General features: G+C 49.3%; 17 protein-coding genes. 12 read left to right on the top strand and 5 right to left on the bottom strand.

Translation table 11 applies throughout. From position 1 onward, the window contains the following. The 11 genes from PGL02S_RS24030 to PGL02S_RS23980 all read left to right on the top strand — a co-directional run. The coding region (locus PGL02S_RS24030) for a dynamin family protein (protein WP_174806179.1) at nt 1-1870 on the top strand (1870 nt) is incomplete at its 5' end. A gap of 547 nt (nt 1871-2417) precedes the next feature. Next, entirely contained in the window at nt 2418-4196 is a 1779-nt protein-coding gene (locus tag PGL02S_RS24025) for an ABC transporter ATP-binding protein (protein ID WP_036636952.1), read from the top strand. After that, nucleotides 4193-6058 carry an ABC transporter ATP-binding protein gene (locus PGL02S_RS24020; protein ID WP_036636954.1) on the top strand — a complete coding sequence of 622 codons (1866 nt, stop codon included), beginning with the start codon at nt 4193-4195 and terminating at the stop codon, nt 6056-6058. The genes PGL02S_RS24025 and PGL02S_RS24020 overlap by 4 nt, the downstream gene beginning before the upstream one ends. Nucleotides 6059-6199: 141 nt before the next feature. Beyond that, the gene (locus PGL02S_RS24015; protein ID WP_006209567.1) at nt 6200-6661 is read left to right on the top strand and encodes a GNAT family N-acetyltransferase; all 462 of its coding nucleotides are present in this window, start codon (nt 6200-6202) and stop codon (nt 6659-6661) included. A 359-nt stretch (nt 6662-7020) separates the two neighbouring features. Continuing rightward, nucleotides 7021-7812, top strand: coding sequence for a CAP domain-containing protein (locus PGL02S_RS24010; protein WP_036636956.1), 792 nt, complete (start codon nt 7021-7023; stop codon nt 7810-7812). A gap of 147 nt (nt 7813-7959) precedes the next feature. Beyond that, nucleotides 7960-8811: a GDSL-type esterase/lipase family protein gene (locus tag PGL02S_RS24005; protein WP_036636958.1), complete on the top strand. Its 852-nt coding sequence runs from the start codon at nt 7960-7962 to the stop codon at nt 8809-8811. A gap of 34 nt (nt 8812-8845) precedes the next feature. Then, nucleotides 8846-9814: an ABC transporter ATP-binding protein gene (locus tag PGL02S_RS24000; protein ID WP_006209570.1), complete on the top strand. Its 969-nt coding sequence runs from the start codon at nt 8846-8848 to the stop codon at nt 9812-9814. Continuing rightward, nucleotides 9807-10796, top strand: a complete 990-nt coding sequence (locus tag PGL02S_RS23995; RefSeq protein ID WP_006209571.1) for an ABC transporter permease — start codon at nt 9807-9809, stop codon at nt 10794-10796. Before PGL02S_RS24000 ends, PGL02S_RS23995 begins: the two co-directional genes overlap by 8 nt. A 109-nt stretch (nt 10797-10905) precedes the next feature. Then, on the top strand, nt 10906-12885 hold the full coding sequence (gene parE / locus PGL02S_RS23990; RefSeq protein ID WP_006209572.1) for a DNA topoisomerase IV subunit B: 1980 nt from the start codon (nt 10906-10908) through the stop codon (nt 12883-12885). Nucleotides 12886-12896: 11 nt separating this feature from the next. Then, nucleotides 12897-15356, top strand: coding sequence for a DNA gyrase subunit A (gene gyrA, locus PGL02S_RS23985; protein ID WP_006209573.1), 2460 nt, complete (start codon nt 12897-12899; stop codon nt 15354-15356). A 388-nt stretch (nt 15357-15744) separates the two neighbouring features. Next, a complete protein-coding gene (locus tag PGL02S_RS23980) occupies nt 15745-16176 on the top strand; it encodes a MarR family winged helix-turn-helix transcriptional regulator (protein WP_006209574.1) in 432 nt (143 codons plus the stop codon). 249 nt (nt 16177-16425) lie between these two features. Here the strand turns inward: PGL02S_RS23980 and PGL02S_RS23975 are convergent, their stop codons facing one another. The 4 genes from PGL02S_RS23975 to PGL02S_RS23960 all read right to left on the bottom strand — a co-directional run bounded on the left by PGL02S_RS23975 (nt 16426) and on the right by PGL02S_RS23960 (nt 20789). Continuing rightward, on the bottom strand, nt 16426-17160 hold the full coding sequence (locus PGL02S_RS23975) for an RluA family pseudouridine synthase (protein ID WP_036636960.1): 735 nt from the start codon (nt 17158-17160) through the stop codon (nt 16426-16428). 4 nt (nt 17161-17164) lie between these two features. Continuing rightward, nucleotides 17165-18028: a class I SAM-dependent methyltransferase gene (locus tag PGL02S_RS23970; RefSeq protein ID WP_036636962.1), complete on the bottom strand. Its 864-nt coding sequence runs from the start codon at nt 18026-18028 to the stop codon at nt 17165-17167. 124 nt (nt 18029-18152) lie between these two features. Beyond that, nucleotides 18153-18671, bottom strand: coding sequence for a GNAT family N-acetyltransferase (locus tag PGL02S_RS23965; protein ID WP_006209578.1), 519 nt, complete (start codon nt 18669-18671; stop codon nt 18153-18155). A gap of 159 nt (nt 18672-18830) precedes the next feature. Beyond that, nucleotides 18831-20789 carry an endonuclease MutS2 gene (locus PGL02S_RS23960; protein ID WP_036636964.1) on the bottom strand — a complete coding sequence of 653 codons (1959 nt, stop codon included), beginning with the start codon at nt 20787-20789 and terminating at the stop codon, nt 18831-18833. A 553-nt stretch (nt 20790-21342) separates the two neighbouring features. Here PGL02S_RS23960 and pepF point away from each other — a divergent pair. After that, a complete protein-coding gene (gene pepF, locus PGL02S_RS23955) occupies nt 21343-23142 on the top strand; it encodes an oligoendopeptidase F (RefSeq protein ID WP_036636966.1) in 1800 nt (599 codons plus the stop codon). A 98-nt stretch (nt 23143-23240) separates the two neighbouring features. Here pepF and PGL02S_RS23950 read toward each other — a convergent pair whose 3' ends face one another. Beyond that, on the bottom strand, nt 23241-26246 hold the full coding sequence (locus PGL02S_RS23950) for a PAS domain-containing protein (protein WP_036636969.1): 3006 nt from the start codon (nt 26244-26246) through the stop codon (nt 23241-23243). Between the last annotated feature and the right edge of the window lie 202 nt (nt 26247-26448).

Below are 26448 nucleotides of genomic sequence, written 5' to 3'. Positions count from 1 at the left end.
GCTGCGCGCTGCCGCCGCGCTGCTGGCGCCGCATCCCGCGCTGGCATCGGCCGCGCGGGATTTAACCGCCCGCGCGGATGCGCTTGCGGGCGGCTCGTTCACCCTGGCGCTGTTCGGAGCGTTCAGCGCCGGGAAGTCCTCCTTCGCCAACGCCCTGCTTGGCGAGTCGGTCCTGCCGGTGTCACCGCATCCGACAACGGCGGCGGTGAACCGGATTGTTGCACCGGCTGAGGGGAATGCCCATGGTACTGCAGCCGTGCGGATGAAGAGCCGCGACATGTGGTGGGACGATCTGTTGTATTCGTTCAGCGTATTGGGATTGGAAGAGCCGAATCCGGGGAATTGGCGGAGCGTAGCGGAGGGACTAACCCCAGGCGGCATTCATCCGGCAGGACTGCCGCATTACGGATTCCTGAAGGCAGCCGCCTCCGGCTGGAATGAGATGGAGACGAAACTGGGTACCACGGAAACAGTAGAACTGGCCGAATACCGCGGCTATGTAGCAGATGAAACCAAGTCCTGTTTTGTCGAAGGGATTGACTTGTATTACAGCTGCCCGCTGACGGAGCAAGGGATCGTACTGGTGGATACGCCCGGAGCCGATTCCCTGCATGCCCGTCATACCGGTGTAACGTTCAATTATATAAAGAATGCGGATGCCATTGTCTATGTCACCTATTACAACCATGCCTTCTCGAAAGCGGACAGACAATTTCTGTCCCAGCTTGGTCGGGTGAAAGACAGTTTTGCCTTGGATAAGATGTTTTTTATCGTCAATGCGGCTGATCTTGCACAATCCGAAGAGGAGCTGGAGGAGGTTGTGAAACATGTTCGCAGCAACCTCACCGCAAGCGGAGTGGGCAGCCCGCATATATTCCCCGTGTCCAGTTTGGCTGCACTGAGCAGCAAGCAGGATGAGGATGAAGACACCTTGGCGGAGTCAGGTTTCCCTGTCTTTGAACAAGCGATCAGCCGATTCGCTGTGGAAGAGCTGCCAAGGCTGTCACAACGTGCGGGTTATGACGAGATAACCTCGGTGCGGAATCGCATCAGCGCTTGGGCGGATATGGCTGCCCAGGATGAAACCACGCGCGAGCGTAAAATCACTGAGCTCAAAGAGGCTCATGTGCAAGCTTTATCTACCCTGGCCGCGTTGGCTGAGCACAACATAACCCGGGAAATATCGCAAGAAAGCAGCGAGCTGCTCTTTCATGTACGGCAGCGGCTGGACTACGCGATGAATCGTTTTTTCCAGGAATCCTTTAACCCTTCCGTACTTCGGGAAGACGCAGGCCATCTGAAAGCGGCATTTGCGGCCTGCGGCCGTGATCTGATGCGGACACTGTCCATTGAGCTGGATCAGGAATTGTGGGCGACAACGCTTCGTCTGGAGCAGGCCGGCCGCACATTAACCGAAGGTGCGGCTGCCAAGGCAGCAGCCGATATGAATGGCATGGCCGAGGGCTTGTCGCTTGGGATTCGGCGGGAATCGGACTGGGAAGCGCCGGCACTTGGAGAAACGGAGCTCCAAATTCAAGGAGATTGGTTATCCTACTGGTCGCTGTTTAAGAACCCGAAGCATTTCTTTGAAGGCAGCGGCAGCTCCAAACTTCGTGAAGCAGCCGAACCGAAGGTAAAGGAAGCGATAGCGGATGTAGTCGCCATGCGTGAAGAACAGCTAACGGATCACTATGTACAGATGGGCGCCCTTTCATTGAAGCATCAGGTATCGGTATTGGAGGAGCAGCTTAATGAATCCATGGCTGCCATCATCAGTTCCCTGCAGGATGGTCAATCCCCGATGATGTGGAGAAAACTGGCTGACGAATTGGATGCATTGTCCGCGACTGTGCAGCATGAGCGGACCTGATCAGGTTAATCGTCTGACTAAGAGTGCATAGCAATTCTTCCGGTTCAATAAAAGTCCCACAAGAATAGCCGTTGTGCTCTTTCGCGGATCTCTGTCTGTTGCGAACCCCAAATTTACATGTTTTCTCTAAAAAGACGTCCCGTATGCCATCTTGGCGGGGCGTCTTTTGTCCTAATTAAATTAGATTTCCAAGATTAGCAGAGGCATGTCAAGGGGATGGGATCGCGTCTTTTTATCCGTTCCAGCGTTCGTCACTAGGATGAAAGCAGGTTAGGATTTTACCCTTTTGTAAGCATGTTCAAAAAAGTCGAAAAGAGTGGATGAAGCCTGATGGTTGTAGGGACTGACAATGTGATTATATCCCCTAGTATTTATGAGAATTCCCGATGATTTAATCATGAAACAAAGATAAGTTATACTATTTGCCGCCTTTAGGTCCTTTTGGCTCATTTATGACGGTTTTCCCTCTTTGCCGCGGGTTCGGGTCGATGATAAACTTCATAAATGCTACATAACCTGAACGAAAATAATCCAAAGGAGGATAAACATGAATGTTCTCAGGCAACTGCAGGGCTTCTTTTGGGAAAAACGAAGTTATCTTTTTCTTTCCATGCTGTGTCTGGCGATTGCAACCGCATTGGGACTCGTCTATCCGCAGCTGTTGAAAGTGCTGATCGACGATGCAATCAAGCTGGAGAATTACGGGATCGTACCGCAGCTCGCACTTACAGTGCTGGGTGTGGTCATCCTTAAAGCCTTCATGCAGTTTTTGCATGGATTCTTTGGAGGGAGGCTGGGTAATTACCTGGCATACTCGCTGCGAAACGCCTGCTATGAAAAACTGCAATTTCTATCATTTCGCTATTATGACACGGCTCGGACCGGGGATTTGATGTCGCGGCTTACGGGGGATCTGGAAGCAATCCGGATGTTTATCGGGTTCGGCTTTGCCCAGCTTCTTAACTTAGTATTGATGGTGACCTTTGGTTCCATCATGATGTTTACCATCAGCTGGCAATTAACGCTGGTTACTTTGGTAGCGATGCCATTCCTGGTTGTGGCAGCCCTGAAGTTCGAATCCAGGATCCATCCGGCGTTCCAGGAAATGCGTCTTGCGCTGAGCTCGCTGACAACCGCGGTTCAGGAGAATATTACGGGCGTTCGAACCGTTAAATCCTTTGCACGCGAACCTCACGAAGTGGAGAAGTTCTCCGAACGGAATGAGCGCTACAAAACCAACCAGATATTTGCCTCTTCACTATGGGCACGCTACTTCCCGATGATGGAGCTGTTTGCGAATATCAGTGTCGTCATTCTGCTTGCAGTCGGCGGTGGCATGGTTATCAAAGGCTCCATGACCGTGGGGGAGCTGGCAGCATTCTTCACCTTGATCTGGTACATAATCGGCCCTTTATGGGGAATTGGCTTCCACATTAACAACTATACGCAGTCCAAGGCTTCCGGAGAACGTGTGCTGGAGCTGCTGAATCAGCCGATTGATGTGGAAGACCGCGAGCGTGCGGTAGACCTGGTGCCAAGCGAAGTGAAGGGACACGTCGTATTTGATAACGTCACCTTCGCTTATGGCAATAAGATGGCTGCCGTGAAAGATATTAATCTGGATGCGCGTCCCGGCTCCGTTATTGGTTTGCTTGGCGGAACGGGCTCTGGCAAATCGACAATCATTCAGCTCTTGATGCATGCCTACAATGTAAATCAAGGCAGCATTAAACTGGACGGAGTCAACATTAATGATATCAAGGTGCGAAGTTTACGGGGTCAGATCGCCACGGTATTCCAGGAGACATTCCTGTTCTCGTCCAGTATTCGAAACAATATTTCTTACGGGATGAAAAACGTCAGTATGGAAGAGATCATCCGGGTAGCCAAGCTGGCCAAAGCTCATGAGTTCATCATGGAGATGAAGGACGGCTACGATACGATTGTTGGCGAACGGGGAATGGGACTCTCCGGTGGACAGAAGCAGAGGATCGCAATAGCCCGGGCTCTGCTGAAGGATCCGAAAATTCTGATCCTGGATGATGCGACCAGCGCAGTGGATATGGAAACCGAGCACGAAATTCAATCCGGCTTCCAGGAAGTCATGAACGGCAGAACGACGTTTATTATCGCTCACCGGATTTCCTCTTTACGCCATGCGGATGAAATACTCGTTCTGGATGAGGGGAGTGTTGTGCAGCGCGGCAAGCATAACGATTTGATTGCAGTGCCAGGACCTTATCAGGATGTATATAAAATACAATATGCGGACCTTATCGCCAAGCAAGCTCAATCAGGCGGTACGCAAGGGCAGGTGCAAGCATGAACTCCAATGTAAATACTGAACCGCATCAGAAGCAAAAGATTCCCAGGATGAAGAAAAACTCGGAAGAAACCAATGAGCGTTTTGTATACAAGGACGATGATGCGATTGAAAAACCGTTTAACTGGACACAGCTGACTCGGCTGATCTCGTATATGAAACCTTATGCCAAACAGATTCTCCCGTTGATCGGACTGATGATGGTCATCGGCACCATAACGAAGCTTGCCATACCGTTCTTAACCAGTTTGGCCATTGACCGGGCTATCGAACCCAAGAACGGGAACCCGAGTCTAACCCTGCTGTATCAGATTACGATAGCCGTTCTGGTGATGTATATCATTCAATGGGTTGCAGGGATATTCCGGATCAAGTTTACGAATATCATCGGTCAGCGAGTGATCTATGACCTGCGAGCAGATCTGTTCCGGCACATTCAGCGTCTGTCCTTTAATTTCTTCGACAAGCGCCCAGCTGGTTCGGTTCTGGTCCGGGTTACGAATGATGTTAACTCCTTGCAGGATTTGTTTACTAACGGGGTTGTCAATCTGATCATCGACTGCGTGCAGCTGGTAGGTATTGTGGTCATTCTTCTGTTAATAAACTGGAAGCTTGGTCTAGCTGTTATTGTTACCGTACCGATCATGTTCTTCATCTCGACCAAACTCCGTGTACGCATTCGGCGTGCATGGCAGGATGTACGGATTCGGAACTCGCGGATTAACTCCCATTTGAATGAATCGATTCAGGGTATCCGCGTGACCCAGGCCTACACGCAGGAAGAAGAGAATATGAAGTTTTTTGATAACATGAATATGGACAGCAAGAAGTCTTGGGATAGAGCATCTGCTATGAACCAGGGCTTTGGGCCGCTCATCGAAATTACCGGTGGCTTCGGCTCACTGATCCTGTTCTGGCTCGGTGCGACCTTGATTCAACAAGGCGAGCTGACCATTGGTTTGTTAATTGCCTTTACTCAATATGTAGGAAACTTCTGGGAGCCGATCAATCGGCTTGGGCAAATGTACAACCAGCTGCTTGTGGCGATGGCCTCCTCTGAGCGTATCTTTGAATTTATTGACGAGAAGCCCAGCATTGATGATGAGCCCGGGGCAAAGAAACTGCCCACGATTAAAGGGGATATCAAGCTGGAGAACGTGGTGTTTGAGTATGAAAAAGGACGCCAGGCCCTTAAAGGCATCGACCTCGATGTGAAGGCAGGTCAGTCGATAGCACTGGTCGGCCATACGGGATCGGGCAAGAGCACCATTATCAATCTGCTTAGCCGTTTCTATGATATAACGGATGGCAAGCTGACGATTGACGGGTATGATATTCAGTCGGTGACGGTTGAAAGCCTTCGAAACCAGATTGGTATCGTGCTGCAGGATACGTTTATATTCTCGGGAACCATTCGGGAGAATATCCGCTTTGGTCGTCTGGATGCCACGAACGAAGAGATTGAGGAAGTCGCCAAGGCTGTCGGTGCTCATGAATTTATCGTTCAGATGCCTGGCGGATATGAAACCGAGGTGGAAGAACGCGGAAACATGCTGTCCATGGGTCAGCGGCAGCTGCTGTCCTTTGCCAGAGCACTGCTTGCCGATCCGCGGATCCTGATTCTCGATGAAGCAACAGCCAGTATCGATACCGAGACGGAACTGAAAATTCAGGGAGCCTTGAAAGTGCTGCTTCAGGGCAGAACCTCCTTCATTGTGGCGCATCGTTTATCAACAATTCGGCATGCCGATCATATCGTTGTGCTTGACCATGGCGAGATCATTGAAGAAGGAAATCACAGCCAGCTTATGCAGAAGCAGGGGACTTACCATGGGTTGATTGAAGCTCAATACCGATTTTTGTAAAAACGGCTTAACAAAGGTTTAACAAAACCGACACAAATGTAAAAAAAATGTCGCTTGATACTTGCAATCTTCTTCATAAACTTACAAAATAGATATAGAGTTTACTCAGAATTCATAGAAGAAGGGAAGCATGAGGGTATAATGAGCATCGAAAGCGTATTATCTGCGCCTGCACTGCTGATTCGAAACTTTGAGAAGAATGATTTGGAAGCTGTCACATCCTTGATGCGAGAACTTAATTATCCGACCACGCTTAATGTTATGCGCGAACGGATGGAAGCGATGAACGACAATCCGTTATACGGCAATCTGATTGCAGAGGTTAATGGCGTTGTTGTTGGTATGATCATGCTTCGTCAAGTCAAATCCTTCACTATGACCGAACCGGTCACTCAAATCACTTCGGTTATTGTAACCTCAAGCTGCCGCGGCCAAGGAATTGGCAAACGACTAATACGCGGTGCAGAGACATGGGGAAGACAGCATGGTAGCCACCTCTTGTTTCTCACAAGCGGCAACCGGGAAGAACTTGCTCCCGCACATGCATTTTATGAACATATTGGATTTGAAAAGGCTGGATACCAGTTTAGCAAAAAACTGTAACCTCGTCTTTTCATTAAACCCATCCCTCCCCGGGATGGGTTTTTTCTTGATTGGTGACTTAAACTTTTACGGCATGTATCCGATATAAGATCATATTAATAGTTTCGTTCATAAGACACAGGATTCAATCAGGAACCAGGACTTGAGTGTGACAAAAGCGGATTAATAGGAAGTAGGAATCAAAGGCTTCTTTTCCAACAATTGTAGGATTGCTGAAGGTATCAAATGTGTTACAATGTGTTCGTACCTGATTACAAAAATGTAACTATTGTTTGATCGTCCTACACTTAAGAAGTTCACACCAAAGAATGGACGGTCAGGCAAACTCTACAACTACGAGCATAGGGAGATGAGTATTCATGAATAACCAGTGGATAAAGAAAATCGCGGGTGGAAGTATTGCTGCTGTACTGGCTGTTGGCATTATGCTTCCAACTACGGCGTCTGCCGCACCTGCTGAGAGCAATAATTATTTAAACTGGCAGCAAAAGATTCAAAAATTTCTAGAGAGCCAAGGTTATGAATCACAATTCAAATGCGTAGTTCAGAAGCCGCAAACGGAAAAACCTCAGACAGACAAGCCAGCTGCTGAAACTCCAGAAGCAAGCAAACCAGAGACAAGCAAGCCAGAAGCAAGCAAACCAGAAGCAAGTAAACCAGAGACAAGCAAACCAGAAACAAGCAAACCGGAAACGAGCACACCAGAGGCTAGCAAACCGGAAACAAGCAATCCATCTACTACACCGTCCAAGCCTTCCGAGTCGACAGGTACCACGGAGCAATCCAATTTTGCTTCCGAGGTTGTGACGTTGGTGAATAAAGAACGTGCAAATGCAGGTCTGAAGCCGCTGACCGTACATGCAAAACTGACTACGGTAGCCGTTGATAAAGCAAAAGACATGAGTGACAACAATTACTTCAGCCACACGTCCCCGACGCATGGCTCGCCATTTGATATGATGAAAGCTTACGGTATTTCCTTCGGCTATGCTGGAGAGAATATTGCCAAGGGACAGCGCACACCACAAGAAGTGATGAACTCCTGGATGAACAGCCAAGGACACCGTGAGAATATCCTTTCTCCGAATTTCACCATGATCGGTGTAGGATACTACAACGGATACTGGGTTCAAGAATTCATTAGCCAATAAGCAATTAATATCATTTATATGAATCAGGACTGCCCCGAGCACGTCGTCAGACTGCGTCCGGGGCAGTCTTATTTGCGTGTTGCGATTTGCAAATTTTTTATAGAAGTCTTAAGGTAATGTAATGAGGAATTTTGTAGGGGGAATGTCATGAAATCATCTGCATGGATATGGCGTATTACTGCCTCCGTTTCGGTTATTGTAACGATTGTACTCATTCTGGGTTTTGTGTATGCTTTCAAGGATATTAATAATCCGCAAGGCGAGCCTTTGTTATCCGGAGGCGAACCAGAGATATCCGACGAAGAGGCAGCACCGGCGAAACCAGATCAAGGGCCATCCCTTCCTGCACTGCCGAAAGATCTGAAGGTAACAGCCATCGGAGATTCGCTTGCCAAAGGAACAGGTGACAACTCCGGAAGCGGGTTTGTACGTCGAAGCGTCGATCAGATGAACGGTGACGGGCGAACAGCCAAACTTCTGGCTAATCTGGCTATCAACGGAATGACAACCGAGGGGCTCCTGCCGAAGCTGGACGATAAAGGAATACAGTACGCGTTGAAGCAAGCAAACGTCATCATGCTCTCCATCGGCGGCAATGATATTTTTCAGGGGAGCGATTTAATGGAGGAGGCGACCAGCCCCGATGAGCTGGAGCTTGATCCTGCGAAGTTAATGGGGGCATTGCCAATGGCTTCCGAACGTTTGCAGGCGATTTTGGAAAAGATACGTTTGATCAACCCGGAGGCAAGAATTGTCTATGTCGGTTTGTATCATCCCTTTTCCGATTTGGAAGAATTGCTGATACCCGGCAATATCGTTGTTTCTGCATGGAATCAAGCGGCCATGGAAATCGTGAACAGGGATCCCAATATGACGTTGGTCCCGACATTTGATCTGTTCCAGCACAAGCTAGGCGAATATCTGTCGTCGGATCACTTTCATCCGAATGGTGCAGGATATCAGGCTATAGCGGATCGAATTGTGCAGGGAATGCTCTAGTCACAGAGACATGTCATATGGGGAGTTGGAATCGATGAATGAACAAGCGCAAGAAATCGTACTATCCGTCCAGCATGTAAAAAAGAAAATCGGTCGAAAATGGATTATACATGATGTCTCCTTTGACGTCCGTGCAGGAGAAATTTTTGGATTCCTCGGTCCTAACGGGGCTGGAAAGACAACCACAATCCGCATGCTGGTAGATTTGATTAAGCCGTCATCTGGTATGATCAGGGTATGCGGGTATGACGTCAACCGTCAGCAGGAACAGGCACTGCGTTATATTGGATCCATTGTAGAGAATCCTGAAATGTATTCCTACATGACGGGATGGGAAAATCTCGAGCATTTTGCACGGATGCAGCCCGGCATCGATCAGCACCGGATTGAGGAAGTTGTAAACACCGTGAGGCTGGACCGAAGGATTCACGACAAGGTGAGCACGTATTCCCTGGGGATGAGGCAGCGCCTGGGGATTGCACAGGCACTGCTTGGCAGGCCCAAACTGCTTATTCTTGATGAGCCGACCAACGGTCTTGATCCGAAGGGGATCAAAGAGATGCGGCAGTTCATCCACCAATTAGCCGCGGAAGGGCTGGCGGTGTTTGTATCGAGTCATCTACTGAGCGAGATTCAGCTTCTGTGCAGCCGTGTGGCGATCATCAGCAGTGGAAGAGTGCTGGCGGTCGGTGAGGTTGACGAATTGATTGCAGGCAATAGTGATCATGTGATCTGGGATCTTAATCCGGCAGTGCAAGGGAAGAGGATTTTGCAAAAACTGGATTATTGTGAGATCGTTAATCATCCGGAGGAAGTGCTTGACGATAATCTGCTGGCAGGCATGTCGCCGGAAGCTGTTGTGACCCGAATCAGCTCGGATAATACGTCAAGGGCAGTGGAACGCTTGGTATCCGGGGGTGTACAGGTCCGGGAAGTTCACCGGATCAATCCTACGCTGGAGCAGCTGTTCCTGCAAATGACGGAAGGTGAGAGCATTGAGTAGTCTTTTGCCTCTGATCAAGAATGAGTGCATTAAGATCATAAAACGGAAGCGCTTCTATGTTGTCCTGCTTGTTCTGCTTGCTCTTGTACCCATGTTTACTTATGCCCAGATGAAATCGGCGGAGCGGAGCCAGGAGAAGTTCAACAGTGACTGGCGGCTTGAGCTTCAGCAGCGGATAACGGATAATGAGAATTCACTCAGCAGTGACAGGGTGCCGGATGAGTGGAAAAGATATCGTCTGATTTTTATTCAGCAAATGCAGTATTATTTGCAGCATGATGTGAATCCTAATCAACCAAACGGGGTTACATTCACGCGGGAGTTCCTGAACAATGCGATATCCCTGTTTATCCCGCTGCTCATTATGGCCATTGCATCGGATATTGTATCCGGCGAACGGACGACAGGAACCATCAAGATGCTGCTTACAAGGCCAGTCAAGCGCTGGAAGGTGCTGCTGAGCAAACTGATCGCCCTGATCATGTTTACATCTCTGATTGTATTGTCCACTTATATTATTGCTTATCTGATATCCGGTCTTGCCTTCGGGTACAAGGGATTTGATATACCGGTATTCACTGGCTTCCAGATCGTTGGCTCTGAGGTGGATATGTCAGGAGTTCATGCCGTGCCCCAGTGGAAGTACCTGCTGATGCAGGGCGGTTTGGTGTGGTTCGTTGGCATCTGTATAGGTATGCTTGCTTTTATGGTGTCGGTGCTGGTGCGCAGTACGGCGGCCAGCATCGTGATTATGATGGCGGCTCTGATTGCGGGCAATATATTGACCAATATGGCCTCGGCCTGGAGCAGTGCGAAATATTTGTTCATGGTGAACCTGAATTTGACAAATTATTTGGCAGGTAATTTGCCGCCGATTGAAGGGATGACATTGAATTTTTCTCTTATCGTATTGGCCCTCTGGGCGGCTTGTGCGGTTATTGTTTCATTCAGTGTCTTTACGAGAAGGGATATCTTGAATTAAAATGGACAAAGCATGAAACATTTGTTTGCATTTTTTTAGAGAACAGCGTTCTTCTAAAATATTGAACGAAGAAATACACTCGATACGTGAAATTGAAGGAGGAGCATGAATGGTCGAACAGATCGATATGTTTGCAGAGTCATCAAAGAATGGCGGTAACAGCCGTTCAGGATACGATGCTGACGACATTCAAGTGCTCGAAGGCCTTGTTGCGGTACGCAAACGGCCAGGCATGTACATAGGGAGCACAAGCTCGTCAGGCTTGCATCATCTGGTTTGGGAAATCGTGGACAACGCCGTAGACGAGCATTTGGCCAAGTACTGCTCGAGAATTGAAATTACATTGCATAAGGACGGTTCCGCGACGGTATACGATAATGGGCGCGGAATTCCAACAGGAATGCACAAGACAGGCATACCAACCCCGCAAGTTGTATTTACCATTTTGCATGCCGGGGGTAAGTTCGGAGGCTCTGGGTACAAGAAGTCCGGCGGTCTTCACGGAGTTGGCGCATCGGTTACGAATGCGTTGTCCGAATGGCTGGAAGTTGAAATTTACCGCGAAGGTAAAGTTCATCGCCAGCGCTTCGAATACTGGCAGGATGCTAAAGGGAAAGAGCATGTCGGTGAACCGGTAACCGGGCTTGAAGTGCACGGCAACACCAACAAAACGGGAACGAAGATTACGTTTAAACCGGATGCGCGTGTATTTACTACAGGCACGCATTTGAATTACGACACGCTTGCAGAGCGCTTGCAGGAAATCGCCTTCCTGAATTCAGGACTTCGCATTGTATTAAAAGATGAGCGAAGCGGAAATGGGGAAGAATTTTTCTATGAAGGCGGCGCAAGCCAGTTCGTACAGTTTTTGAATGAAGGCAAGGATGTACTGCACGATGTGATTCATTTCTACGCGGAGAAGGATGACATCGAGGTCGAAATCGCCCTTCAATATAATGCCGGTTATACGGAGACGCTGGCCTCATTCGTAAACTCTATCCCGACCCGCGGCGGCGGTACACATGAGACGGGTTTTAAGACGGCTTATACGCGCGTGATGAATGATTATGCCCGCAAGAACAATCTCCTGAAGGAGAAGGATAAGAATCTTGAAGGAAACGATCTGCGCGAAGGCATGATGACGGTCATCAGCGTCAAGATGGCTGAGGTTGAATTCGTCGGTCAGACGAAGGATCAGCTGGGAAGCGCCTCTGCCCGCAGCACCGTGGACAGCATCGTCACCGAGAAGATGCAGATTTTCCTTGAAGAGAATCCTCAGGTTGCTCAGACGCTGCTGAAGAAAGCCATTCAGGCGTCTAAAGCCCGGGAAGCGGCTCGTAAAGCACGCGATGAAATGCGCAGCGGTAAGAAACGCAGTGAAAGCTCGAACCTTGGCGGCAAGCTGACCCCGGCGCAATCGAAGGATTTTTCAAGAACCGAATTGTTTATTGTGGAAGGGGACTCCGCAGGAGGCTCTGCCAAGCAAGGACGGGATTCGAAAATCCAGGCCATTCTGCCTCTTAAAGGGAAACCGATGAATCCGGAGAAGTCGAAGCTTGCCGATATCTTGAAGAATGATGAATATCGTGCGATTGTCTCTGCGATTGGTGCGGGGATCGGCACGGAATTTACGGCTGGGGACAGCAATTATTCGAAGATTATTATCATGACCGATGCGGATACGGACGGCGCTCACATTCAAGTGCTGCTGCTCACGTTCTTCTACAGGTACATGAAACCGCTGATTGATGAAGGCCGTGTCTATCTTGCGCAGCCTCCATTATATAAAATCGCCAGCAAATCCGGGAAACTGGAAACGATTCGTTATGCCTGGACAGAAGGGCAGCTGGCTAATTACCTGAAGGAATTCAAGAATTATGAGCTGCAGCGTTATAAAGGGCTGGGTGAGATGAACCCGGAACAACTGTGGGAAACAACGATGAACCCGGAATCACGGACCTTGCTGCAGGTGCAGATCGATGACGCTGCCAAGGCGGAGCGTCGCGTGTCAACGCTGATGGGCGATAAGGTGGACCCTCGCAAGCGCTGGATTGTAGAAAATGTAAACTTCGCGGAGTTTGAGGAATAGAAGGTGAATGAATGAGTTTATCGGAGCAATTTTTACCGGCTTATCTGGAAGAGGTTGTAGGTGATCGATTCGGCAGGTATTCCAAGTATATTATTCAGGATCGGGCAATCCCGGACGTTCGTGACGGCCTGAAACCCGTTCAGCGGCGAATTCTGTACGCCATGTACGATTCGGGTAACACACCGGATAAACCATATCGTAAATCGGCGAAAACGGTCGGAGATGTGATGGGTAATTATCACCCTCACGGGGATTCATCGATCTATGAAGGCATGGTCCGTATGGCCCAGCCTTGGAAGATGGGGCATGTGCTGGTGGACGGTCACGGAAACTGGGGTTCCCAGGATGATGATCCGGCTGCAGCGATGCGTTATACCGAAGCAAGGCTGTCATCCATTGCGATGGAGCTGCTGCGGGATATCGAGAAGCGGACCGTGCTGTTCAAGGACAATTTTGATAATACGGCCAAGGAGCCGGTTGTGCTGCCTTCACGGTATCCGAACCTGCTCGTTAACGGGGCAAGCGGGATTTCCGCAGGCTTTGCCACTGAAATTCCGCCTCACAATTTGCGGGAAGTGATTGATGCTTGTATTGCCGTCATGCAAAAGCCAGAGATTGAGCTGGCTGAAATTATGACCTTTATCAAAGGTCCGGATTTCCCGACCAGCGGCATCATTATGGGCGGCGAAGGCATTCTGGATGCTTATCGCACAGGTAAAGGCCGCGTCTATCTGCGGTCGAAGACCGACATTGAATCGCTTCGCGGCGGCAAGCAGCAGATTGTGATCACGGAAATTCCTTATCAGGTCGTTAAATCGAGGCTTGTCACCGCCATGGAGAACATTCGGCTTGAGAAAAAAGTCGAGGGCATTGCCGAGGTGCGGGATGAGAGCGGCCGCGAAGGGCTGCGCATCGTCGTTGAGCTGAAGAAGGATGCTGACGCAAACGGAATTCTTGCTTATTTGTTGAAGAAAACCGATCTGCAGATTACGTACAATTTCAATATGGTTGCCATCGTGAATAAAACCCCTCAGCAGTTGGGGCTCAAAGCGATGCTTACTGCTTATATCGAGCACCAGCGTGAAGTTGTCACCAATCGCACGCAGTTTGAGCTGGAGAAAGCGGAGGACCGGGCGCACGTATTGGAAGGTCTGGTTAAGGCCCTCAACATTCTGGACGAGGTTATTGCGGCGATTAAAGCCTCCAAAAACCGTCAGGATGCACAGAACAACCTGCAATGGATGTTCGGTTTCACGGAGCGTCAGGCCGATTCCATTCTGACTTTGCAATTATACCGCCTTACCAACCTTGAAATTCATTCCCTGCAAAAAGAGCTGGACGAGCTGACGAAAAAAATCGAGGGTTTGCGTGCGATTCTGGACAGCGACAAAAAGCTGATTGCTGTCATTCGCAAGGAACTGCTCGAAATCCGTGAGAAGTACGGCATCGAACGGCGTTCGGTCATTCAGGAAGAAGTGGAAGAGATCAAGGTCAATCTTGAGGTGCTGGTTAATGCCGAAGATGTGCTCGTAACGTTGTCGAACGAAGGTTACATCAAGCGCACCAGCATGTTATCTTTTACGCGCAGCGGCGGTGAGCTGGGAAGCTCCGGCGTGAAGGATGGCGATTACATCACCCGTCTGTTTGAAGTCAACACACTGGAGAACTTGCTCATCTTTACAAGCCGGGGGCAATACTTCTTACTGCCGGTCCACCAGATTCCGGAGTACAAATGGAAAGATGCCGGCACCGCCATAGTCAATGTGATCCAAGTGCCAAAAGAGGATAACATTGTATCCGTCATACCGGTATCAAACTTTGAAGATCCAGGCAAATCGCTGGTATTTGTAAGCCGCAAAGGCCAAGTGAAGCGCACCGAGCTCAAGGATTATGCCACGAAGCGGGCTGGTGCGGTCGCTGCTGCCAAGGTTGCAGCGGATGACAGCATTATACAGGTTGTCATGAGTGATGGCCATAAAGATATTGTGCTGATCTCCAAAGAAGGAATGAGCATCCGATTCAATGAACAGGAAGTCAATGCGATGGGACGCGTGTCCGGTGGGGTTCGGGGTATCCAGCTCCGTGACGGAGACGAGGTTGTTGCAGCTTTATGGGTGGAGAACGACGAGGGTGAGATTCTGACGATCACCGATCTGGGTTATGGCAAGCGCAGTCTGCTGCTGGATTACCAGGCTCAAAGTCGTGGCGGCAAAGGGATGGCTACGTTTGAGTTCAAGGAAGGCAAGCGGGTGAAGCCTAACGGCAGTGCCATTGCCGGGGCATTCTACTGCCGGGAACCTCTGCAGATTATGGCTTACAGCGAAGATGGACAAGCTTATCCGATTCATACGGAGCAGGTTCCGATCGCAGAACGTAAATCGATTGGCAAGCTTCTTGCCGATGTCGGCAAAAAAGGGCAGATTGTGGATTTGGTCAATCTGCCCATTACGGAGACAGGCAAAGAAAGTTGAACATAGATTATCTAATCAGCATAAACCTGAGAGTGTAAGATGGACAATAAGCACCTTCGATGATATTTTGTCGAGGTGCTTTTGTTATATTCTGCGTTTGCGAAAGGGGACATTTTACATTTATACTATTTGACATATGTCTGGCATTGTCGAAGTTGAGTGAACCTTGAAATACGCCGTCATATAAGGGATATCAGGTTTTGTCGCTTGATTGGAAATTATATTTTTTAACGAAAAAAGAAGGATATTGCGAGGTCTCCCGCGAAAAGTTAATCCTATAAACTAATATGAAAAGCATGACTTCGGTGGAATTCTATCGTTTCGAGTTTGACCACAACACGCTTGTGATGATCGATCTTGACAGACATAACGGAAAGGACGGGATAATATGCATACTGCCGAATTTGCCAAAGTGTGGTCCAAGCTGGCCAAGGATTATAAACTCCATATGGAAGCCGGATTAGCACCCACATTGACGGAGCCACAACTGATGGTGCTGGAGGTGCTTGCAGAGCAGAAGCGGATGAAACCATCCGATTTCATTCCATACTTGGCAACAAGTCCGGCTGCTGTGACGATGCTGCTGGACCGGATGGAGAAGAACGGATTGATCAAACGAGAGCGGGACGTGCATGACAGACGGATCGTGTGGGTTACGATATCCTATAAAGGTCGCGAGGAATATACGCGGGGGCTGCAGGTAAGGGAAGAGTATCTTTCCCAAATTCTGAACCGCATATCATCCCATAATCAACAACTGCTTGTCTATCTGTTAGGAAAAATCAACACAGCACCACAGGAAGTTTTGGTAGAAGCATAGAGTGAAAAGCCCCTGAGCGAGACTACACCTTGCAGCTCACGCGTGGGGCCAGCCACGTTTAGCCCTACCCTAGCAAACCATCCTGGTGCCGGAAATTTCATGCGGTATTTGCTTGTAAGGAGAGACGTTGCCCTATTCTTCGGCAAGCTGTAAGCAATGTAAAGGAATAACATATTGCTTTCATTTCCATAATCGTTAAGTAAGACAAAAAAACGAAATCCATTAGGAAGGATTTCGTTTTTTGTGATTTTATCGGTAAGCTTGTAACGCCAGCTCCAGTTTATCGAGGGAGAATGAGGTCCAGGGATACACGGGAGGCGGCATCGAGTGTATGGAAATGTCCTCTTTGGTAACGGGGTGAGGAAATCCAACCAGCACAGACCATAACGCAATTTGCTGACCCGCTTTATTCACCTTGCTGCCATATTTCTGATCCCCGAACAATGGATGCCCCGCATGGTTAAGCTGGACACGGATCTGATGTGGTCTGCCCGTGTGCAGCTCGATCAGGACAAGACTGAAGCCTTCCGAGGTTTGGAGCACCGTATAGTCCAGAATGGCTTCCTTCGCCCCGTCAGTGCCTTTTGAAGTCACATGGACGGTATTGGTCTTAGCATCCTTATACAGCATATCCACGAGTCGGCCGGAAGGCTTCGAAGGAATGCCGTGAACGACCGCTACATATTGCTTGCGGAAGCTGCGGCTCCGAACTGCTTCGGATAATCGGGAAGCGGCTTTGGAGGTCTTGGCAAATACCATTGCCCCTCCGACGGGACGGTCAAGTCGATGCACCAGACCCAAAAATACGTTGCCGGGTTTATTAAAGCGCTCCTTGATGTCCTGTTTTAGTATGGTCAGCATGTCGGGATCTCCGGTAGCATCCTCCTGAGAAGGGACATTCACCGGTTTAGCCACGCCTAACACATGATTATCCTCGAACAGAATCGGTACGACCGGGTACACTGCGGATTCCCGTCTGCTCATCGATTTAGGACTCCCATCGACCCAGGATGCCGCAAGGCAGGTTCATGCCGGTTCGAGTGATCGGTAATCCGATCTCGCCTGCACTGATCGTACCGCCGTACTTCGGTTTCATGGTCATGGTCAGCATGTTGTTCAATACCGTAGGGGAAATGCCGGTCGTATAGGAGTTAATCAGCATAAACAGCGGATTATCGGATACGATGTTCATGCAGCTTTCCAGGAACGGGTACAAACTCTGTTCAAGCTTCCACGTTTCCCCGCTAGGTCCGCGGCCATAGGAAGGAGGGTCCATAATAATCGCATCGTATTTATTCCCCCGACGCTCTTCCCGCTGTACGAATTTAAACACATCATCCGTAATATAACGGATAGGGCGATCGGCAAGGCCAGATAATGCAGCATTCTCCTTAGCCCATTGGACCATGCCTTTTGCAGCATCGACATGAACCACCTGTGCGCCTGCAGACGCTGCAGCAACCGTAGCACCTCCGGTGTAAGCGAACAGGTTCAGTACGCTTATCGGCCGACCTGCCGCTGCGATCTTGTCCATCATCCAGCGCCAGTTGGCAGCCTGCTCCGGGAACAGACCAGTATGTTTAAAATTGGTGGGTCGAATATGAAATTTCAATTGGTCGTACGAGATGGTCCACCGATCCGGCAGCTGCTTTTTCATATCCCACTGACCGCCGCCGGACGAACTGCGGTGATAGTGTCCGTGAACACTGCGCCATTGTCCGTCTTCTTGCTCAATCGGCCATATAATCTGCGGGTCCGGGCGTCTGAGAATGACATCTCCCCAGCGCTCGAGCTTTTCCCCGCCCCCGGTATCGATAACCTCGTAATCATGCCAATCCTGAGCTACATACATGTTGAAAACCATCCTTCAAATAGTCATTTAGACTATATTGTACAACATATTTGAAGATGAATGCCACCAAGGATTAGGCGGATCGCTCTAACCGATTCGCATGATGTGGTCTTTGGAGTAGAGCTTAGCCCAGTTCTTCAAATGCTGGATGGAACCGGAACTCTCCATGCAGGCTGTGGAGTGCCCCTTCCTGAAGCTCAGCAACCATGAAAACTTCGTCCGAAACGGTAAACTGGGTCATCTCCATCCCGTAGTTCCTGGCCTGTACAAAACCGTACCTAGGATAGTACGACGGATGGCCGAACAGAAAGACAAGGGGATAGCCAAGCGACCGACACCGCCGTTTACCTTCTTCGATGAGTTTGCCGCCAATTCCTTGACGTTGAAATTCCGGAAGCACAGCCAGCGGCGCCAGTGCGGCGACAGAATGGGCATGACCTCCCTCCCAAAGCGCGGCCTGGCTAAACATAATGTGCCCCGTAATCTTCCCGTTTTCTTCCGCAACGATGGACAGCTCCTGCTGAAAGGAATTATCGGCACGCAGCCGTTGTACCAGAATGGCTTCTTCCTGTCCCGGAAAAGCACGGGTGAGAAGGGTGTGTACCTTCTCGTAATCTGCTCCAGTTTCAGTCCGAATGTTCATAGATATCTCTCCTTAAAACATAAAATGGTTTATCGTTTCCGATGATCCGATGCGACACCGACTCTAAAATTTTGAACATCGTGCGCACGGCTCCCTGTGCGCACGATGCGTGGTTCGGGGTATGCTTCTGATGGCTGGTCGGCCATAACAAAGTGCGAGTCACTCGGGCTTTTTTTCAATCTCAAGTCCTTCAATGTGTTTGCGTTTCATTATGCTGCGTTTCTTCCGATTCTCTTTACTCTCAAATACGATGTCAAGATCATAATCGTCCGGATACAGATCCTCTGCTGCAATGTAAGGCTTCAGGCGTTTATGGTTAATCCTCATTCTGTCCTTCTGTATCAAGACGCCTACATTACCCCTTGCATCTATAGTTTCATACACGGTACCGCTTCGTTTCAAATAAGGTACATAGACTCGATCTCCGAGATGAAAGGGAGAGGAAGAGGAGGCTTCGTCCTCACTCGCCTTGGCGTCCGTTAACTCGTTCGGCTTGGCTGGGGGAAGGACAGGGAGTTCCGGTGAGCTCGATTCCTCCAAGCCTACGGGATCCCTGCTTTCTCGATGTACAACGGCTGTATTGCCGCTGGAAATTCCCGCTTCCGTGATTTCGCGTGATCTGGCGATAATGGCTTCAGGAATGCCCAGCTTGGCTGCGATGACAAAGGCATAGCTGTGGCCGGCTTCCCCGATCCGGAGGCGATAGAGCGGCTCCAGCGTCTCGGCATCGAATTCCATTCGTGCGTTCTCAAAGCCTGGCGTACGTTCCGCAAAATTTTTGATTTCGGTAAAATGGGTGGTAACCACAACGGTAGCCTGACGTTTATGCAGTTCCTCCAGGATGGCAATGGATAAGCCTACACCTTCTCCCGGGTCCGTCCCGGATGCCATTTCATCCAGCAGCACGAGCGTTGAGCGGCCAGCCGTCTGCAATATGTCGCGGATGTTGCGAATGTGTGCAGAGAAGGTGCTGAGGGCATGCTCCAGGCTCTGCCCATCTCCGATATCCACGGAAACCTCGTCAAAGACGGCACAGTGGCTGTCTTCCGCTACAGGTACCAGCAGACCGGATTGAACCATCACCGTAATGAGTCCAACCGTCTTGATCGCCGAGGTTTTACCGCCCGTATTAGGACCTGTGATGATCAGTGTTTTGTAACGGTTCCCAATGGTGAAGTCCAGCGGCACCATGGAAGAGCCGATCAGCGGGTGAACGGCCGATTTCAGGAGGATAAACCCTTCCTGGTTCAAATGGACATTGCGTCCGCCTATGGAAATGGCATATTTGCCCCTTGCGATAATGTAGTCATAGATCCCGACCGTATCCGCGTTGGTTCTCAGTTCGAATTGATACTGCTCGGTGAGTGCGGTCAAATCACTCAGAACTTTGGTTTCTTCCCGTACCTCGTCCGAATGAAGAAGGTTCAACTCCACTTGGAGTCCCTGCAGGTCAGATGGTTCAATGAATACCGTCTGCCCGCTTGCCGATTCGTCCAGAATCGATCCGTTCACGAGTTTGCGATGCTCCTTCTTGATCGGCAGCACATAACGTCCTCCTCGCTTGCTGATGACACTCTCCTGCATGATCGCTTTATAACGGCTCATAAGGCTGTCGAGCTTCCGCTTGATCCGTTCCTCGGTTACGATTATTTTTTTGCGGATTTTAGCCAGATCTTTGCTGGCCTGGTCCACGACGCGGCCACCGTGAATGCTGCGTTCAATTTCGGACAGCAGCGGCCGCAGCTCATGCATGGAGGAGGCGTAGGAGCTTATCGTCGGTGCGATGCCGCTCTTGGCATTCATATATTGAATGAGCTGCCGGCAGCTTCTCAGATACTGGACCATATTCCCGAAATCTCGTTCAGACAGCACATATCCTGTGCCGAGCAGATCTAAAATCATCTCGACTCCTTCCAGTGATGGAATGGGTACGCTCGCTCCGGTATGAAGCAGAATTCTTGCTTCCTCGGTTTCATTCAATTTATGGCGGATGGCTTTCATTTGGGTGAGCGGCGCCATTTTCCGTATATACTCGATACCCAGGTATGAAACGGCAAAGCGTTCGAGATCGGTGCGAATATTCTCATATTCTAATTTGTTTAATGCAAATGGATTCATGATTTTCGGTTCTCCTTTATTCTGGAAATGAGTGTCATGCAACGCAAAAAAGGGCGGAAAGTGAACTACTAAGGTTCACTTTCCGCCCATAGGCCGTTATTCTGATGGGTACGGTGTGATGGGATAGCTCCAAATAACCCCTGTTGTAGCAGAGGGGAGACCCAAAAAATCCGCGCTGAACTCAGCACGGATCACCATATCATATCGGAATAAACCCAAAGGGGCTTCAATTGATATCCGCAGTTCTTAACTAATTCAACGGACGAAATGAATAACCATCAAAAAATAAACATAGCCCTAAGTAGGGAATGTCCATAATTTTCCATTTCGACCCATATGAAATTTGGTTAGTTAAGAACGACCACCGACATCAAAATCTCTCCTTTAGATCAGAGTATGGGATAACTATATCCATAAACAGGTCCGGAAGTCAAGATAGAAAATCGGATACGCTCCAGAAATAAACTGTGATATGATGGAATTGTTATTCTTTTACTAATATTTAGTGAGGAATATGTGGTCATGAGATTATAAGACATGAGGAGCTGTTTCCATGGGAAAAATGCTGACACGTAGTGAGGTTCCGATTGAAGCTACCTGGAATCTGGATGATTTATTTGTCTCGCAAAACGAATTTGAAGCGGGTTTAAAAGCGCTTGAATCGCAGGCCGCTGAATTGACAAGATTTAAAGGCAAGCTAGGTGAAGGTGCCTCTGTTCTTCTGGAATGCCTGAACGAACAGGAAGTTTTGATGGAGAGCATCAGCAAAGTCGGGGCATATGCCAGACTTCGACAATCCGAAGATGGAACCAACCCGCTTAATTTGGCAAATTCGGCGAAAACCGGTGATGTGTTATCCCGCATCCAGTCCTCCCTGACATTCATTGAATCGGAGCTGCTGGATCTTGAAGAAGGGATTATCGATCAGTACATAACAAACAACCAGGGGCTCGCTCCTTACGCCCGAAGCTTGAATCTGCTGCTGGAATCCAAGCCGCACCGCCTGAGCCCTGAGACGGAAAGCGTGCTCGCATCACTCGGAGAGGTGCTCGGTTCGCCTTACCGCATATACCTGCGCAGCAAGCTGTCGGATATGACTTTTGATGATATCCAAGTGAACGAAGATACGAAGCCGGTCTCGTTCCGTTTATACGAGAATTCTTATGAGATGTCCGAGGATGCACAGCTTCGCCGTGAAGCCTTTGCTTCATTCTCGAAATCATTGCACGGCTCTCGTCATACATTTGCTGAAGCCTACGCCACGGAAGTGAAGAAACAAGTAGTGCTTTCTCGCCTTCGCGGATACGATTCCGTAACGGATATGCTGTTGAAGCCGCAGCAAGTGACAATGGAAATGTACAACAATATTCATGATACCATCCTGACGGAGCTTGCTCCTCATATGCGGAGGCTCATGAAGCTGAAGAAGCGTGTGCTGGGACTGGATCAAATGCTGTTCTGCGATCTGAAAGCACCGATGGATCCGGATTTTAATCCAAGCGTAACCTATGAAGAGGCTTGCTCGACCATCTCTCAAGCGCTGTCGGTTCTTGGGCCGGAATACGGTGAGATCGTTGAGTCAACGTTCACCAAGCGCTGGGTGGATTACGCCGACAATATCGGTAAATCCACGGGTGCCTTCTGTTCCTCCGTTTACGGTGTGCATTCCTATATTCTGATGGCATGGGCGGACAATATGCGAAATGCCTTTACGCTGGCGCATGAGGTTGGGCATGCAGGTCATTTGATGCTGGCTGCCCATAATCAGAGCATCACGAATGCCCGTCCTTCGATGTATTTCATCGAAGCACCTTCAACGATGAACGAGCTGCTGCTGGCGGATCACTTGCTCAGTCAATCCGAGGATAAGCGGATGCGCCGGTGGATCATTCTTCAACTGCTGAGCACGTACTATCATAATTATGTGACACATCTTCTCGAAGCGGAGATGCAGAGAAGGGTATACCGTCATGCGATGGCGGATGAGCCGATTACGGCAGATAAGCTGTCTGAGCTTAAGGGCGCGGTGCTCTCGGACTTCTGGGGAGACGCAGTGGAGCTGGATGAAGGCGCAAAACTTACCTGGATGCGACAACCGCATTATTACATGGGGCTTTATCCGTATACGTATGCAGCGGGATTGACTGCTTCAACAGCGGCAGCGCAGCTGATTCGTGAGGAAGGGCAGCCGGCCGTAGACCGCTGGCTTCAGGTTCTCAAAGCCGGAGGCAGCAAGAGCCCGCTGGAATTGATGGCGATGGCAGGTGTGGACATGTCCACGTCCGAGCCGATTTCCAAAGCGGTAGCTTATGTAGGAACTCTGGTAGACGAGCTGGAATCCTTATACGAGTAGAGCGATATTCGCTCATTGAATAAAAGGGTGGTCCACAGCCTGCATTGGCTGTAGACCACCCTTTTTGTACGGTTGGAGACAATAAGTCCTCATATTACTTATCCTGATCCATCTTCATTTAGCGTACGTGTCGGAATGGTAAAGTAGAAGGAGGAACCAAGCTGCTCCCGGCTCTCAACGCCGATGACACCACCCATTAGCTCGACCAGCTTTTTGCTTATCGCGAGCCCTAGTCCAGTCCCGCCATATTTACGATTCAGGGAGGGATGAAGCTGAGAGAATGACATGAACAGCTGATGCTGCTGCTCGGCCGGTATGCCGATTCCGGTGTCCTTCACTTGGAAAGCAAGGGTGAACTCCTGAGTTCCCGTTCTGTGCAATCCCTCGACACTCATCGAGATGCTGCCCTCATTCGTAAATTTGATTGCATTGCTGATCAGATTAACAAGCACTTGCCGCAATCGCAAGCCATCGCCGATGATCACATCGGGAACCGTGGTGTTTATGCTGCACGATAGCAACAAACCTTTTTCCTTGGCCTTGGCCGAGAATAAATCGACAATGCTCTCAAGCAAAGCTTGTACATCGATCGGCTCAGAATTGAGGGTCATATTGCCGGTTTCGATTTTGCTGAAATCCAGGATCTCGTTCAGAATGTGCAGCAGGGAGCCGCTGCTTTCCATGAGAATGTCCGTGTAATTACGCTGATCCTCATCGAGCTCGGTTGTCTTCAACAGTTCAATCATGCCGATAATTCCGTTCATCGGTGTTCGCAGCTCATGGCTCATCATGGTCAAAAACTCCGTTTTTGCTTGATCGGCTCGTTCAGCATTCTCCTTAGCCCGGATGATTTCTTTTTCATCGGTGATATCGCGGAACACCATGACAGCGCCCTTGCGTTCTCCCTGATCCCAGATCGGATTGACCTGGTAATTTGCAAGAAAGCTGGTGCCATCTCCGCGCCAGAGTACGATCTCGGCTCTTGAAAGCGGAGTTCCCTGTCTGACAGCCTGTACAAGCGGGGAATCCTCGCCCCGATAGAAGGTGCCGTCATGGCGAATCTCTTTTACAATCTGATCACAGGGTCTCCCGATGGTGGTAAGGGGATCGTAATCAAGCATGGCTGCACCAGCCGGATTGATGAATGCGACCTGACCGTGAATACCCAGTCCAATAATCCCCTCGGATACCGTGTTAAGCAGCAGGGATAACTCCCGGCTGAGTTTCTTGATCTCTTCCATGGTGCGTATACGTTCGGTAATATCCCTTGTAATGCCGTAGACGCCAACCACTTCATCATCCACAAAAATCGGAATGTTAATGGTATTGATCTCGATGGGATGGCCGTCCTTATGAATAATGGTCAGATCATAGCTTTGCGGTCTGCCTTCCTTCGCCAGGTTAAAATGGTACAGCGTGCGAGCTATATCTTTTTCCGCTACAATCGGTCCGAAATACATGCCGACTAATTCGTCCAATGTATAACCCGTCAGCTCCTGCAGGTTGTGGTTGGCCGTTAAATAATCGCCGTCCAGATTCATGGAGTATACGGCAGATGGATTGTATTCAAAAAGAGAGCGGTAGCGCTGTTCATTCTCCTTTAGTTTAAATTCCATCATTTTGCGTTCGGATATGTCGCGGGCAATCGAGATAATCTCGTTCCTCTGATTGTCCTGCGTGCTAATGTACTTGCAATTGACTTCAAACCAGATGTGCCTGCCATCCTTATGTATATAGCGGAAGGTGATCGGTGTGAGCAATTTCCCGACCAGGCAGCTGCTAAAATACTCCTGAAGCGAGGGAATATCCTCGGCGTACACGTAATCAAAAGCACTCGTACCCACCATCTCTTCCGGACGATACCCGAGGAGAGAATAACAGGAGGGGGAGCAGTATAAAAATGTTGAACATTCGATGGTACTTCTCGATATAAAATCAAGCGAGTTTTCGGTGATGAGCTTGTACTTGTTCTCATTGTCCAGCGACTGCTGTTCAATCAATACCTGCTCGGTAATATCCTGGGCCATACCCACCATCTCAATGGGCCTGCCATCGTTCGTAACGGAGACCTCCCACTGCGCTCGGATCGTCCGAATATGTCCGTCATGAAGCTTGATCCGATAGATGACTTCATCGGCTGTACCGACAAGAGCTTTTCTTACGATGGACTCTACGCGTTCGCGGTCTTCCGGTATGACCATTGCCAGCAGTGAATCATGATTTGATTCGATAGTGCTGATCTGGTATCCATAGATTCGCCTCATTTCCTCGCTGTAGGTTAACGTATGCGTGATCAAGTCCCAACGCCAGGAGCCGATCTTGGCGATTCGCTGCGCCTGGGCTAATGTGTCCTCATCGATTTTACGCTTGGTTATGTTGCGCGCGATGGCAAGGACTTTCGAAATCTCGCCTTTCGTTCCCCGTATCAGCTGGAAGGACGTTTCAAACCATAAATAATGGCCATTCTTATGGCGGATACGGCGTATGAAACTATGGTCATCCGAAAATAGCTTTCCGGGTTTCTTCATTTGTTCAGAATCAACTTCATGATAGAAGGCTGCTCGATGCTTCCCAGTCATTTCCTCTTGGGTATAGCCAAGTATGTCTGTTGCAGAGGGTGAGATGTATTCAATGATTCCATCTTCGCTGCTAATGGAAATTAGATCTTGTCCGCTCTTGAAGATGAGTGCAAGCAATTCAGCATTCTTGATGACCGGCAGAGAAGTTACTTCCTGGACCGTTTCTTGTCCAAGACAGCATAATATCCACGGAGCCTCTCCAGGTGAAGGATGCTCAAGCAGCGATATATCCACGGATACCGAAAATCTGCTGCCATCCTGACGAATGAAAAAACAATCTTTTTTTAGACGGGATGCTCTGTCATTAGTTAAAGATAGTATTGTTTGGTTGATGGATAGGTCGGATAGCACTTGGATTTCGGAAGGTTTGCGCTGCAGCAGTGCAGAACGCTCCGATTCGATAAGTTCGCAGAACCGGTCGTTGACCTTAACTACCTGCTCGTCAACCGCAGAAATCAGGATTGCCCCGAGGGGCAGCTTGTTAAACATCTGTTCCCAGACCCAATCTTCCGCTGCGTGCGTCATGATATCAGTTGCCTCCCTGAGCTAAGCTTATACCATCTGATCATAGTGGATAGGATCACTCTATCGCAATAGATATTCCCAAATTTCAATATGAACTTGGAAATAATGGACATATGAAAGCCAACCGATAAGAGAAGCAATCTTATGGCTGGCTAAGGTCCTAAGGTCGAGCTAAAAGGTAGATCCGTTCTCAATGAAATAT

This window comes from Paenibacillus glucanolyticus NBRC 15330 (genome assembly GCF_004000885.1).
Classification (GTDB): domain Bacteria; phylum Bacillota; class Bacilli; order Paenibacillales; family Paenibacillaceae; genus Paenibacillus_AQ; species Paenibacillus_AQ glucanolyticus.
Note: the sequence above shows the minus strand (reverse complement) of the source record. Positions and strands in the feature narration are given on the sequence as shown.